A 13,463-nucleotide genomic window follows, 5' to 3' on the forward strand; every position below is an offset into this window, starting at 1 on the left:
GGCGACCTGCGCTCGGCCGCCGACGCCATCCGGCTCTCCCGCAGGACCCTCGGCACCATCAAGGGCAACCTGTTCTGGGCCTTCGGCTACAACGTCGCCGCCCTGCCGCTGGCCGCCGCGGGCCTGCTCAACCCGATGATCGCCGGTGCGGCGATGGCCTTCTCCTCGGTCTTCGTGGTCGGCAACAGCCTCCGGCTGCGCACCTTCCGCTGACCTCCGTCGGCCGGACCTACCGCCGGCCGCACCGTCCGCCCGTCGACGGCGGGAGCCCCCGGAACCACCCGGGGGCTCCCGCACGTCCGGCCCGCACACCCGGCACGCCCGCCGCCGTTCCGCCGCCGCCCGCACTGGCCCGATGAGGGGACACCGCCGAGGCGTTCCCGCAGGTCGGCGGCCCGGTCGCATAGCCTGTCGCCCTGTTGCCCTGCCGTCGGCCGGACGGCTTCGGGTCCGTGGACAAGGGGTGCAGGGTGGCTTCCTCGGGTGCGGACGGTGTGGACGGCGCGGGCGGTGCGGGCGGCCCGTACCGGCCGGACCGCGGGACGCCGGTCCCCGGCTCGGTCGCCGGCGGCGCCCCGCGCGAACAGCGGTTCCGCGCCTGGCTGCTGGAAGGCCTCTCCGACATGGCCAAGCAGCACCCCGGCCCGCACGCCCAGCCCCCTGCTGAACAGGGCCGCCCCTGGTGGCGGGTGATGTGCCTGACCGGCCTCGACTACTTCTCCACCCTCGGCTACCAGCCCGGCATTGCCGCCCTCGCGGCCGGCCTGCTCTCCCCGGTGGCCACCGTCGTGCTCGTCGTCGTCACCCTCTGCGGCGCCCTGCCCGTCTACCGGCGGGTGGCCGTGGAGAGCCCGCACGGCCAGGGGTCGATCGCGATGCTGGAACGGCTGCTCTCGTTCTGGAAGGGAAAGCTCTTCGTCCTCGCCCTGCTCGGCTTCGCCGCCACCGACTTCATGATCACCATCACCCTCTCCGCGGCCGACGCCACCGCCCACCTGGTCGAGAACCCCCACCTGCACAGCGCCCTGGCCGGCCGCCAGGTGCTCATCACCCTGGTGCTGGTCGCCCTGCTCGGCGGCGTCTTCCTCAAGGGCTTCAGCGAGGCGATCGGACTGGCGGTCGTCCTGGTCGCGATCTACCTCTCGCTGAACGTGGTGGTCGTCGCCACCGGCTTCTACCACGTCCTCAAGTCCCCGCACGTGGTCGGCGACTGGGCGGACGCGCTCACCGCCGAGCACGGCAACGTCCTCGCGATGATCGGCGTCGCGCTGGTGACCTTCCCCAAACTGGCGCTCGGCCTCTCCGGCTTCGAGACCGGCGTCGCCGTCATGCCGCACATCGAGGGCGACCCGGACGACACCGAGGAGAAGCCGACCGGCCGGATCCGCGGCGCCCGCAAGCTGCTCACCACCGCCGCCCTGATCATGAGCGTCTTCCTGATCACCACCAGCTTCATCACCACCCTGCTGATTCCGGAGGAGGCCTTCGAGAAGGGCGGCCAGGCCAACGGCCGGGCGCTCGCCTACCTGGCCCACGAGTACCTCGGCAACACCTTCGGCAGCGTCTACGACCTCTCCACCATCGCCATCCTCTGGTTCGCCGGGGCCTCCGCGATGGCCGGCCTGCTCAACCTGCTGCCGCGCTACCTGCCCCGCTACGGCATGGCCCCGCACTGGGCGAAGGCGGTGCGGCCGATGGTCATCGTGCTCACCCTGATCGCCTTCCTGGTCACCTGGATCTTCGACGCCAGCGTGGACGCCCAGGGCGGTGCCTACGCCACCGGCGTCCTGGTGCTGATCAGCTCCGCGGCCATCGCCGTCACCATCGCGGCCCGCGCCGCCCGCCAGCACGGCTGGACCATCGGCTTCGCGGTGATCGCGGCCGTCTTCCTGTACACCACGGCCCTGAACATCGCCGAGCGCCCGGACGGCGTGAAGATCGGCGCCTGCTTCATCGCGGCCATCATGCTGGTCTCCTTCGCCTCCCGCCTCAAACGCGCCTTCGAACTGCGGGTCACCGACGTCGTGTTCGACGAGGCCGCCGAGCGCTTCGTGCGGGACTACACCCACCGGCCGCTGCGGCTGATCGCCAACGAGCCGAAGAGCCGCGACCTCGCCGAGTACCAGGAGAAGAAGCACCAGATCCGCGCCCACAACGACATCCCCGCCGAGGACGACCTGGTCTTCGTCGAGGTGACGGTCCGTGACCCGTCCGAGTTCGAGGCGGTGCTGACCGTGCGCGGCGAGGTCCTGCACGACCGCTACCGGGTGCTCAGCCTGGACAGCTCCAGCGTGCCCAACGCCCTCGCCGCCCTGCTGCTCGCCGCCCGCGACCGCACCGGCCAGCAGCCGCACATCTACTTCGAGTGGACCGAGGGCAACCCGTTCGCCCAGTTCCTGCGCTTCTTCCTGTTCGGTCAGGGGGAGGTCGCGCCCGTCACCCGGGAGGTCCTCCGCGAGGCCGAACCGGACCCGGCCCACCGGCCGCGCGTACACGTCGGTTGAGGGGTTGTGCCGACGGATCGTCAGGTGCCTACCATGACGGACCCGTCGGCCCCGCCCGCAGAGGAGCAACACCCGTGCGCCATCGCAGGTTCGGCTCGATCACCCTGGCCGGTGCCCTCGCGCTCGCCGCCCTCGGCGGTGCCCCGGCCGTCGCCGCCGCCTCGGCCTCCGTCGCTGCCGCCTCCGCCTCCGGGGACGTGCCCTCGGGCGGCGCCGCCGCCGCGGCGGCCCGGCACCGGGTCGAGGTGTTCGGCGAGGACGGCTCGATCGGCCGGGCCACCGTGCCCGCCGCCTCCCCGCACCTCGCCGGCGGCCGGCCCGAACCCGCCGCCGCCGGGGACGGCGAGGTCACCGCGGTCCTGCGCAGCGGTGAGCCGGCGGGCAAGGTCGACGTCGTCGTCATCGGTGACGGCTACACCGCGGGCGAGCAGGAGAGGTTCCGCGCCGACGCCGCCGCCAAGTGGCGGGAGCTGAGCGCCGTCGAGCCCTACGCCGCCTACCGGGGCCTGTTCAACGTCTGGGCGGTCGCCACCGTCTCCGCCGAGTCCGGCATCACCGGCGATCCGGACCGCGCCACCGTCCGCAACACCGCCCTCGGCTCCTACTTCTGGTGCGAGGACATCGAGCGCCTGCTCTGCGTGGACACCAAGGCCGTCGAGACCTACGCCGCCAAGGCCCCGCAGGCCGACCTCGTCCTCGTCGTCGCCAACACCGCCAAGTACGGCGGCGCCGGCTACAGCGTCGCCTCGGCGCTCGGCTACGACGGCATTGCCACCGTGGCGGGCGGCAACGCGAGGGCCGGCCAGATCGCCGTGCACGAGACCGGCCACTCGCTCGGCAAGCTCGCCGACGAGTACTTCTACGAGGGCGACGACGTCTACCCGGCCGAACTGGGCGAGCCGGAGGAGCCCAACATCAGCCTGTCCACCGCTGACCGGCTGGCCCGCGACCGCGCCAAGTGGTTCCGGTGGCTCGGCCGCACCTCGCCCGACGGGGGAGTGGTCGGTGGCTACGAGGGCGGCGGCTACTACCCCAAGGGGCTGTACCGGCCCACCGAGAACTCGATCATGCGCTCGCTGGGGCGGGAGTTCAACCTGCCCGGGCGGGAGGCGATGATCGCCGGGTTCTACCGGCACGCCGTCCCGCTCACCAGCCCCACCCCGGCCGGCACCCCGCTCACCCGCGCCGACCGCCTCACCGTCGACCTCCCGGTGGCCGGCACCGTCCTCACCTGGTCGGTCGACGGGCGTGAACTCCCGCAACTGCGCGGCCGCACCGAGATCAACCTGGCCACCGTCCCCCTCCCCGGCCCCCGCGACCGCGTCCACACCCTCACCGCCACCGCCACCGACCCCACCCCCGCCGTCCTCGACCCCGCCCTCCGCTCCCGCCTCACCACCACCCTCACCTGGCCCACCACCCGCTGACCCCCGCCAACCGGCCCGTGGGAAGTCGGCGGGGTCGACTTCTGGCGGCGGGGGAGGGCTGCTCGCTGGCGGGCGGGGGAGGTCGGCATGCTCGATCTCTGCGTCGGGGCTCAGCGCGTACGCCGTCTACCGCTCACACGGGCCGCTGAAGGCGCGGTTCGCCGCCTCGACCTGGAACCAGCACGTGAGCGTGCTGTCGCAGCTGTACAGCTGGGCCGAGGACGAGCAGTACACGTCCGCGATGCCGTTCACGTACCGGCAGGCTCTCACCGCGTACGGCGACCAGGTACGCGAGCAGGCGGTGAACCTGGCCAGGCGGCGGATGCCGAAGCCGCACGTGACGATCAAGTACTTCCGCAACGACCTGGTCTGCCGGCTCCAGGTGAGAGAAGTCCTCGTAGTCCGTGACCGGGCGCAGGGCACCTCGCTTGCGGTCAACCACCAGAGCTGTCCCGGTGGTCGGCTCCCAGCCCTCTACGCGCACCATGCGACCGATCTCGGTCTCGGTGCCGTTGAAGATCGCGATCCAGCCAGTCTGATTGAAATAGCGAAGGGACATCCCCCCATCATCTCGAACGGCAAGCAACGGCCTTCAGGCGCCTGCCTTGTTCTGCAGGTTCGTGGGCTCTGTCGCTGATCTTGTGACATTGGAAGCGTCCGATCGGTCGAAGCGCGCCGGCTTGGGCCGGGCCGAGCATGGGGAGACCGTCCCGATCTGTCATCGCGGAGCCGTAGGCTCTCGCCATGTTTTCGCGACCATCTGCGGGGGCGCGCGGCCCCTATGACGCGGCGTTCTTGCCGCGGCTGACGTTGACACTCCGGGCAGCGGACGAGCCCATCACCGCGCCGGTCGCGAAGCTCGGTGGCGAGCCGGTCTGGCTCGAAGAGCCCTGCTGGCCAGTTGATCCGGTCACTGGCCACCCCCTGGTGTTCATCGGCCAGTTTCCGGTCCCTGGGGACGAGCTCCGGCTCGCGTACCTCTTCATCGGAGAAGACGGCCGCATTATGGGCGGCCTCGGCCCGCAGGATGGTGACGCCCTACTGCTCGTACAGCCTGGCGGCCGGATCCCGCCGTTCGCGTCCATCGGAGATACCGACACCCGCGGTCGAACCCTGTGGCGTTGGGGCCCCGACGAAGAGGAGATCCCTGTCGAGTTCCATGTGGACTTCGCGACAGTGCCGGATCACCTTGAGCGGCAGGTGGCCTGCGACGTGGCGTGGGAGGCGTTGATGCGCGGCGACAGTCCTGACGACGTCGACTTCTTCGGCGCCGACCTGGTGGAGTATCTCGGCGGGACTGCGTCGTTCCCGCATACAACAGCGCAGGTCGAGGAGCCGTGGCTCTTCTTCATCCGGCTTCAGGACAGCCCTGACGATGGTGACAGGTACTTCCTCAACTTCGGATATGGGTACGGCTTCGGCTTCCTTAGCCCCGACCGGCTGGAGGGACGCTTCTACTGGGAGTCTTCGTGATACGAGAAGGCGGTCGGATCGTCTTTCCTCGGATTCAGTCACATCTCGGTGGCGCTCCGCAGGGCCGGCCAGGGCTGGCTCGCCAAGGCTCACAGGCGAGACGCCCACATCACAAGATCAGTGACAGAGCCGGTTCGTGCGTACTCGGCTCTGCACATTCGCGAGTACGCCGACGGCCGACATGCTGCGGCTGCATGCGTATCCTTCGGGCGTGAGTCTGATCGAGGTGGGTTCTGGCCGGGTCGAGCTTGACGTTCGCGGAGCAGCGGGTTCGCCGGATGCGCGGGTACGACTGTTCGACTGGGCGAGGGAAGACGAGTACCACGTTGTCTTCGGAGTCGAGGCCGCGGATGCCGGTGTGCAGGCCCGCGTCGAGACCGTCGGGGTGACGGTCTGGGACAGGCTGGACGACTTCTTCGACGGCCTCGCACAGGACTTCCGCGGCTGGGACGGCGAGAGGGTCTGGACGAACAATCACCTTGTTGTCGCTGCCACCTTCAACCGCGGTGGTCACGTACGCGTGAGCTGGACGCTCCGGGCTGATGTCTTCAACAACGGCTGGGAGTGCACCGTGTCGACCGTGGTCGAGGGCGGCGAGGAGATGACGGCGCTCGCTGCCGATCTGCGGGCATTCCTCGGGCAGGGATAGGCCGAGAGATAATCGTGGCCCGGACTCACATGACGTGACGTCAGTCACACGCCAGGCTCCGCAAAGGAACACGCTGATGCGCCGAGAGGCGACACACCGGACACCGTCCGGCCTCCCATAAGGCGACACGACCTGCGCGGGACACGGCGTCTGCTAACACAACGGCCCGGGTGGCACCTCCGCCGGGCTTGGACCGGCGGAGGTGCCTTTCTGTGCCGGTCGTCAGGTCGCGGTGAGGACCGCTTCGTCGTAGGTGGTGATGGTGGTGAAGCCGAGGCGGCGGTAGAGGGGGAGGGCGGTGGGGTGGTCGGCGCGGACGTTCAGGCCGATGTGGTCGGTGCCGTCGGCCGTCAGGAGGTGGCAGAGGTGGGCTGTGCAGGCGGCGGCGAGGCCTCGGCCGCGGGCGTCCGGGTGGGTGGTGACGTTGCCGATCACCGCCACCCGGCGTTCGGGGGAGGACACGTGGACCCCGGCCGTCGCGATCAGCCGGCCCGTGTCGTCCCGGACGCCGACGTACGGGCCGGTGGTCGGCATCCGCTCGTCGAACCAGTTGCCCGGGTAGCCGGCGGCGAACAGGGCGAGCAGGTCCGGCAGGTCCGCCGCGCCGAGTGGTGTGACCGGTGCGACGCCGCGTCCGAGGTGGGGCGCGAGGGCGGTGCGGTCGGTGAGCGCCATCCGCAGCATCGCCGTGCGGTGCTCGGCGCGGTAGTCCGGGGCGAGGGCCTCCACGCCGCCGGCGGTGAGGTGGGCGAGCAGGCGCCGGGGCAGTACCGGCCGCATCGCCCGCAGCAGCCCGGCCAGCTCGCCGGCGCGTTCGGGCCTGGCCAGTCCGAGCAGTGTCGGCACCTCCCCGACCGCGTACAGCAGCGCCACCGGGCCGTCCGACGAGGCGGTGTACCAGGTGGTGTGCGACCAGAAGGGCTCGTCCAGATCGCCGAGTTCGAAGAGGTGCAGCTCGGGGTCGCGGCCGAAGCGGTCGGCGAGCACCGCCCGGTCGTGCAGGCTGGTCAGCGGGACGGCGTGGGCGGCAGGGGAGGTGGCGGAGGGCATCCGTCGAGCCTACGCCCGCCGGTCGGGCCGAGGAGTGCGCGCAGCCGGCCGGGCGGCAGGCCGGCGGTCCGGTGCACCACCCGGGTCAGGTGCGCCTGGTCGCTGAACCCCAACTCCTGCGCCAGCGCGGCCAGCCGGGTCTCGCCCTCGGTCAGCCGCTCCAGCGCCAGGGCGACCCGTAGCCGGTTGCGGTAGCGGGCGATCCCCTCGCCGGTCGCCGCCCGGAAGATCCGGCTCAGGTGGTGCGGCGAACAGCCGACGGCCCGCCCGAGCTGGTCCAGCCCGAGCCCGAGGTCGGTCGCCAGGGCCGCCCGCGCGGCGTCCACCAGCCGCCGGCGCTCGGCGTCCCGGACCGGCCGGCCGCTCTCGACCCGGGCCGCCGGCGCCAGCACCGACAGCACCTCGCCCGCCAAGGCCAGGGTGCGTTCGGCCAGTTCGAAGGAGTCCGCGCCGTCGCGCGCCCGGGCGGTCAGCAGCCGGTGGGCCACCGCCATCCGGGGTGTGGTGAACACCAGCCCGTGCGGCACCTCCGGATCGCCGCCCAGCAGGTCGGCCACCTGCGGCTCGGAGAGCACCAGCTCGGTGTAGCGGTCACCGCCGCACGGGTGCGCGAACTGCTGCTCGCAGCCCATCCGTTCGACGTAGACGCAGGCCGCGTCCAACACCTGGTCGACCCCGTCGGCCCGCCCCCGGAACATCCCGCGCCGCACCAGCACCAGCCCGAACACCGGCGCCGGCCGCAGCTCCGTCCACCCGTGCGGCGGGTCCTGGCAGGAGACGTCGGCGACATATAGGTCGTCCCCGCTCAACAGGCACGCGCGCTCCACCGGCATGCCCGAACCCTACCCACTGCCGCCGATCGCCTCCCCTTTTCAACCGGTGTGCAGGGTCCGGAAGTTGTCGAGATCCGCCGGATCCCGGTCGACGACCTGCACCGGCGGCCAGACCCACTGCCGGACGCCGATGCCCGGCGCACGGGAGAACCGGACCCGTCCCCGGGTGCCGTCCACCGCGACGCGGTCCCAGTCCGCGCCCGGGGAGCGCAGCAGCTCGGCGAGGACGGCGATCGTGTCGTAGCCCTCGAAGGCGACGAAGGACGGGGCCTCGGCCAGCCGCTCGCGCAGGGCCGTCCCGACGCGCGCGCCGAGCGGTCCGAGGCGCGCGGGCAGGTAGCGCAGGAACGGGATCGCGGCGCCGTCACCGCCCAGCAGCGTCCGCCAGGCGGCGAACTCCGGCTGCCCGGCCGGAGCGCCGATCAGCAGTCCGGGCAGGCGCGGGTCGCGGCGGACGGCCCGGACGATCGGCACGGCCGGTTCCGGGGTGCCGGCCAGCAGGAGCAGGGCCGTCGCCCGGCTGTCGGCGAGTGCGTCGCACAGGGCGGCGGGATCGGCGGCGCGCGCGTCGAGCTCGACGACGGTGCCGCCGTACGGCGTGAGGCGGTCGTGCAGGATCCGTGTCCCGGACGCCCAGTAGACACTGGGCTCGGCCGCCACGGCGATCCGGCGGTGGCCCGCACCGAGCAGGAAGTCCGCGTAGATCCGCCAGCCGTGGGACTGCGCCGGGGCGAGGCGCGCGACCAGCTCGGACGGTTGTTCGGTGAGGGCGTCCAGGACCGCCGACGAGCAGAGGTACGGCAGCCCGAGGGCGTCGGCCCGGGCGGCGACGGTGCGGGCGACGACGCTGTGGTACTCACCGGCGAGGGCGGCCACGCCCAGGCCGGCCAGTTCGTCGACGGCGGCCGCGGCCCGCTGCGGGTCGGCCGCGGTGTCCCGCACCACCAGGGCGATCGGCCGACCGCCGATCCCGCCGGCCTCGTTCACTTCGTCCACGGCCAGTTCGATTCCGGCGAGCAGGTGCCGGCCCGCCTCGACCCAGCCGGGCCGGGTGAGCGGGACGAGGGCGCCGATCCGGACGGGCGCTCCTCCGGACGGCTCCACTGCTTCGGGTCGTGGGGGCGGTGTGTTCATCGTCGGCGTCTCCCGTGTGGCGAGTCGGTGGCACCGGGCCCGGACCGCAGGGTGCCGGGGCCGGTGATCATTCCGGACATTGCATCCACGGCCGCCGCCGGGAGGCAAGCCGTTAACGGCGGCCCGCGCGGGGCGGCTTGCCCGGGCGGGAGCGGATCGCGCAAGAAACGACAAGCCGCGGGGGCGGGCGCGGCGGGAGGGTGGAGGCGGTCGGCGCCCCGTACGGGGGTCGGGGCGCCGACCCGGTCCGTCGGCCCCCGTGCTGCCCGCGCCCCGCCCGAGGAGTCCCGATGAACGATCCGACCGCGATCTCCGTCCCCTCCGTCCCTTCCACGGCGTCCGCCGACCGCGCCGTGCCCGGCCGGCGCCGGGTGCTGCGCGGGGCGCTCGCCCTCGCCGGCGCGGTGGCGCTCCGGTCGGCGGCCGGTGCGACTCCGGCCCTCGCCGCGACGCCCACCGGCTCCGCCGTCGCCGTGCGGCGGTTCGGCCGCTACGAGGTGCTGGCACTGCTCGACGCGCACGGCCCGTTCCCGGGGACCCGGCAGGCCGCCTTCCCCGACGCGACCGCCGCCGACTGGGAGCGCGCCCGGCGCCTGGACCCGGCGGCGTTCGGCACCGGTGACACCTGGGAGCCGGACTTCCGCTGCTACGCCGTCCGCCGCCCCGGCGGCGGGGTCACCCTGGTGGACACCGGCATCGGCCCGGTCGGCAGTCCGGCCTCCGGCTGGGCACCCGTCCCCGGCAGGCTGCCCGCGGTGCTCGCGCGGGCCGGGATCGCCCCGGCGGACGTCGAGGCGGTGGTCCTGACCCACCTCCACGAGGACCACTACGGCTGGTCGGTCACCTCGGAGGGCGTTCCAGTGTTCCCGAACGCCCGCTACCTGGTCCAGCACGCCGAGGTCGCGGCGCTGGGGCCGACCCGCACGGCGCGCCGCTACGTGGTCGAACCGCTGCTCCGCGCCGGGCGGTTGACCGAGGTCGACGGCCGGACGGTGCTCGCCGGCCGGACCCGCCCCGGCGGCGCGGTCACCCTGCTGCCGACCCCGGGGCACACCCCGGGCCACCAGTCGGTGCTGGTCGAGGGCGGCGGCGACCGGCTGCTGGTCACCGGCGACGTGCTGGTGCACGCCGTCCAGCTGGTCGCGCCGACCGTGCGCTACGCCTTCGAGGCGGATCCCGTGACGGCCCGCCGCAGCCGTGAGCAGCTCCTCGACGACGCCCGCCGTACGGGGGCGGTGCTCGCCACCGCCCACCTCAACCGGCCCTTCGTTCGGCCGTGGGCTGTGGACGCGGCCACCGGCTGAGGCCTGCGGCCTGCTGGGCGCTCTCCGGCGGCACGCCCGGTCCGGCAGGGGGCGGGCCACGGCGTTGCCAGTGCCGTACGCGGGCGACGGGGCCCGACGCGTCGCCGACTTCGGCTCCCACGGTCCAGAGCGGTCCGACGGGGCCGGGGCCCGTCGGCTCCGTAGGCGGTGCCTGCGCGGGGCGGTGTTGCGTCGTTCCTGATCACGGTGAGGGCCTCCGCTGCTCCGACGGGGCCGGCGGGGCCGCGGTCGGGCCCACGGCTTCCACGGCCCCCTCCGGCGCCCTGGCGGTGGGGCCGGGGGTGTGGTCCCATCGGCTCCATGGGGCGGGCCGGGGGCGCCGTCGGTACCGAGAGGGGTCGGGTGGGCATGGGTGAGCAGCCGTTCCGCACCATGGAGGCCGGGGAGGGCCCGGTGGTCCTCGCCCCGGACGGCGCGGTCGTCCGGCCGCTGCTGGTCCTGGACGGCCTCGGCAGCCAGGCGGTCTTCGAACTCGCCCCCGGCGCGGTGACCCGGGCGGTGTCGCACACCACCGTCGAGGAGCTCTGGCACGTCACGGGCGGCAGCGGGCGGATCTGGCGGCGGCAGTCCGGCCGGGAGAGCGTGGACGCGCTGCGGGTGGGGACGTCGGTCTCGGTGCCGCTGGGAACGGCCTTCCAGTTCCGGGCCGACGAGGACAGCCCCGGCCCGCTGCGGATCGTCGCCGTCACCATGCCGCCCTGGCCGGACGGCTCCACCACGGAGGCCCGCCCCGAGCGCGGCCCCTGGCAGCCCACGGTGGGCTGACGGGCGGCCGCTCCCGGGGCGGGGCGGTGTTCGGACGGGGCGGGGCGTCAGAGCGGCAGGTCGAGCTCCTGGCCGGGGTGGATGAGGTCCGGGTCCTCGCCGACCAGGTCCCGGTTCCGCTCGAACAGGACGGGCCAGCCGCCGGGGATCCGGAACCGCTCGGCGATGCTGCCGAGGGTCTCGCCGGGGCGAACGGTCCAGGTGCCGGATCCGCCGGAGGGGGGAGGCGCGGCGGGCGTCCCGCTCGTGGTCTCCTCCTCGTCGGCGGGCGGGTCCACGTGGACCGGCCGGGTGCCGGCCTTCGGCCGCTCGCTGGTACGGTCGGCGCGGGCGCCGCAGACCGGCCACGGCTTGAGCCCGCGCCGTTCGGCGAGGCGGTCGGCGACGGCGATCTGCTCCTCGCGGCTGGCGAGGTCGGCGCGCGGGGCGTAGGCGAGGCCGCCGTTCTCCCGCCAGGTCGACTGGTCGAACTGGAGGCCGCCGAAGTAGCCGTTCCCGGTGTTGATCCTCCAGTTTCCGCCGCTCTCGCAGGCGGCAACCCGGTCCCAGTCGATCACGGCCCCCCGATCGGTGCCCGCCCCACCTCCCCGACCCGGTGGCGCGGCGTGTGCCGCGGGGGCGGCGAGGACGGCGGCGGCCAGGGTGCAGGCGGCGGTGGGAAGCAGGCGGCGCAGGTGCGCGGTGGGGGGCATCGGCGGCTCTCAGGTCCGGGGACAGGGCGTGTGCCGCTCGGGGAGCGGCGCGTTCCCACCGACGCACGCCGGGGGCGCGGTTCCGCCGCCGACACGTCGGCCGGGTCACCCGACCGGCCCCGCGCCACCACCCGGCCGGCCCCCGGCCCTTGCCCGCCCCGCCCCCGCCGTCGGGCGGCGTTCCGGGCAGACGACGGCCCCCCGGCGCGAACGCCGGGAGGCCGGGGGTGGAGCGAATTCGAAAAGGCGGTGAAGCCGCAGGTCAGCGGGCCTGCTGCCGCGCGGCCGCGGCGGCGGCCTGCTGGCGCCGCTTCTCCTCCTTCTCCTGCTTCTCCTTGACCCGGACGGTCTCCCTGCGGACCTCCGCCTGGATCGTGCGCTCGCGCTGGAGCCACTCCGGGTTCTCCTCCCGGAGCTCCTCGATCTGCTCGGTGGTGAGCGCCTCCGTGATGCCGCCGCGCGCCAGGCCGGACGCCGAGACGCCGAGTCGGGAGGCCACCACGGACCGCGGGTGCGGGCCGGTGCGGCGCAGGTCCTGCAGCCACTGCGGCGGCTCGGTCTGCAGGGCGGTGAGCTCCTCGCGGGAGATCACGCCGGACTGGAAGTCGGCGGGGGTGGCGCCGAGGTAGACCCCGAGCTTCTTCGCCGCCGTGGCCGGCTTCATGGTCTGGGTGGTCTTCTGCTTGAGCGATGTCATGGTCACCAGGGTAAGCGAGCGGCCGACGCCCGCTGTCACGGTCGGTAGCCTTGGTCGGGTGACAGAGATGCAGGTGACACCCTCGTTCCGACTGGCGTACGTCCCGGGCGTGACCCCCGGCAAGTGGGCGCGGGTCTGGTCGGAGCGGCTGCCGGACGTTCCGCTGGCCCTGGTCGCGGTGGAGGCCGCCGACGGCGAGCCGACGCTGCGGGCGGGCGACGCGGACGCGGGGCTGGTGCGGCTGCCGGTCGACCGGACCGGTCTGAGCGCCATCCCGCTGTACACCGAGACGACGGTGGTGGTGTTCCCGAAGGACCACTGGCTGGCGGCGGCCGAGGAGGTCACCGTCGAGGACCTCGCCGAGGACGTGGTCTTCCACCCGCTCGACGACACGCTGGAGTGGGAGCAGCTGCCCGGTCGGCCCGCCATCGAACGCCCGGCGACCACGGCGGACGCGATCGAGCTGGTCGCGGCGGGCGTCGGCGTGCTCCTCGTCCCGCAGTCGCTGGCGCGCCTGCACCACCGGCGCGACCTCACCTACCGGACGATGGCGGACGCCCCGCAGTCCCGGGTGGCGCTGTCCTGGCTGGAGGACCGGACCTCCGATCTGGTGGAGGAGTTCATCGGCATCGTGCGTGGCCGCACGGTCAACAGCTCCCGCGGACGCGGTCAGACCGCCGTCGCGGCCCAGCCGCCGGCGAAGCAGCAGTCCGGCTCCGGGAAGGACGCGGGCCGGGGCGCCGGCAAGGGCGCGGGCAAGGGCAAGGCCACCGGGGGCCGGCCGGCCACGGGTCGCACCGCCGCCGGCGGCGGCCGTCCCCGCGGCGGCTCCGGCTCCTCCTCCGCGGGTGGAGCGGCGGCGGCCCGCCGCGGCCGCCCGAAGCGCCGCGGCTGACCCGGGGAGCCTCCGGGCC

The 13,463-nt window shown here is 73.9% G+C and carries 13 protein-coding genes and 1 pseudogene; 9 read left to right on the forward strand and 5 right to left on the reverse strand.

The window, feature by feature from the left end; all coding sequences use genetic code 11:
- The 6 genes and pseudogenes from ACFVFS_RS39195 to ACFVFS_RS39220 all read left to right on the forward strand — a co-directional run.
- Positions 1 to 213, forward strand: a pseudogene (locus ACFVFS_RS39195) (haloacid dehalogenase); the annotation flags it as partial.
- A gap of 389 nt (positions 214 to 602) precedes the next feature.
- Positions 603 to 2,504 carry an amino acid transporter gene (locus ACFVFS_RS39200; protein ID WP_380629805.1) on the forward strand — a complete coding sequence of 634 codons (1,902 nt, stop codon included), beginning with the start codon at positions 603 to 605 and terminating at the stop codon, positions 2,502 to 2,504.
- A gap of 74 nt (positions 2,505 to 2,578) precedes the next feature.
- Positions 2,579 to 3,931 (forward strand): M64 family metallopeptidase, encoded by a 1,353-nt coding sequence (locus tag ACFVFS_RS39205; protein WP_380629790.1) that lies wholly within the window; start codon positions 2,579 to 2,581, stop codon positions 3,929 to 3,931.
- Between the two features lie 184 nt (positions 3,932 to 4,115).
- On the forward strand, positions 4,116 to 4,568 hold the full coding sequence (locus ACFVFS_RS39210) for a hypothetical protein (protein ID WP_380629791.1): 453 nt from the start codon (positions 4,116 to 4,118) through the stop codon (positions 4,566 to 4,568).
- 107 nt (positions 4,569 to 4,675) lie between these two features.
- Positions 4,676 to 5,404, forward strand: coding sequence for a hypothetical protein (locus ACFVFS_RS39215; protein WP_380629792.1), 729 nt, complete (start codon positions 4,676 to 4,678; stop codon positions 5,402 to 5,404).
- A gap of 211 nt (positions 5,405 to 5,615) precedes the next feature.
- A complete protein-coding gene (locus ACFVFS_RS39220; protein WP_380629793.1) occupies positions 5,616 to 6,053 on the forward strand; it encodes a DUF6228 family protein in 438 nt (145 codons plus the stop codon).
- A 222-nt stretch (positions 6,054 to 6,275) separates the two neighbouring features.
- Here ACFVFS_RS39220 and ACFVFS_RS39225 read toward each other — a convergent pair whose 3' ends face one another.
- The 3 genes from ACFVFS_RS39225 to ACFVFS_RS39235 are packed head-to-tail and all read right to left on the reverse strand — an operon-like array spanning position 6,276 to position 9,070.
- A complete protein-coding gene (locus ACFVFS_RS39225) occupies positions 6,276 to 7,103 on the reverse strand; it encodes a GNAT family N-acetyltransferase (protein WP_380629794.1) in 828 nt (275 codons plus the stop codon).
- On the reverse strand, positions 7,061 to 7,936 hold the full coding sequence (locus ACFVFS_RS39230) for a helix-turn-helix domain-containing protein (RefSeq protein WP_380629795.1): 876 nt from the start codon (positions 7,934 to 7,936) through the stop codon (positions 7,061 to 7,063). Before ACFVFS_RS39230 ends, ACFVFS_RS39225 begins: the two co-directional genes overlap by 43 nt.
- 39 nt (positions 7,937 to 7,975) lie before the next feature.
- Complete coding sequence (locus ACFVFS_RS39235; protein ID WP_380629796.1) at positions 7,976 to 9,070, reverse strand: ABC transporter substrate-binding protein; 1,095 nt, start codon at positions 9,068 to 9,070, stop codon at positions 7,976 to 7,978.
- A 290-nt stretch (positions 9,071 to 9,360) separates the two neighbouring features.
- Between ACFVFS_RS39235 and ACFVFS_RS39240 the strand changes: the two genes are divergently transcribed.
- Both ACFVFS_RS39240 and ACFVFS_RS39245 read left to right on the forward strand, forming a co-directional pair.
- Positions 9,361 to 10,374, forward strand: coding sequence for an MBL fold metallo-hydrolase (locus ACFVFS_RS39240; RefSeq protein WP_380629798.1), 1,014 nt, complete (start codon positions 9,361 to 9,363; stop codon positions 10,372 to 10,374).
- Between the two features lie 369 nt (positions 10,375 to 10,743).
- Positions 10,744 to 11,160, forward strand: a complete 417-nt coding sequence (locus ACFVFS_RS39245; RefSeq protein WP_380629799.1) for a cupin domain-containing protein — start codon at positions 10,744 to 10,746, stop codon at positions 11,158 to 11,160.
- A gap of 47 nt (positions 11,161 to 11,207) precedes the next feature.
- On the opposite strand, the gene ACFVFS_RS39250 is transcribed toward ACFVFS_RS39245, so the two are convergent.
- Positions 11,208 to 11,852, reverse strand: coding sequence for a transglycosylase family protein (locus ACFVFS_RS39250; RefSeq protein WP_380629801.1), 645 nt, complete (start codon positions 11,850 to 11,852; stop codon positions 11,208 to 11,210).
- 262 nt (positions 11,853 to 12,114) lie between these two features.
- Positions 12,115 to 12,549 carry a DUF5997 family protein gene (locus ACFVFS_RS39255; RefSeq protein WP_380629802.1) on the reverse strand — a complete coding sequence of 145 codons (435 nt, stop codon included), beginning with the start codon at positions 12,547 to 12,549 and terminating at the stop codon, positions 12,115 to 12,117.
- A gap of 58 nt (positions 12,550 to 12,607) precedes the next feature.
- Here ACFVFS_RS39255 and ACFVFS_RS39260 point away from each other — a divergent pair, with 58 nt between their 5' ends.
- On the forward strand, positions 12,608 to 13,444 hold the full coding sequence (locus tag ACFVFS_RS39260) for a LysR family transcriptional regulator substrate-binding protein (protein WP_380629803.1): 837 nt from the start codon (positions 12,608 to 12,610) through the stop codon (positions 13,442 to 13,444).
- The last annotated feature ends 19 nt before the right edge of the window (positions 13,445 to 13,463 follow it).

The organism is Kitasatospora sp. NPDC057692 (assembly GCF_042799475.1).
Lineage (GTDB): Bacteria > Actinomycetota > Actinomycetes > Streptomycetales > Streptomycetaceae > Kitasatospora.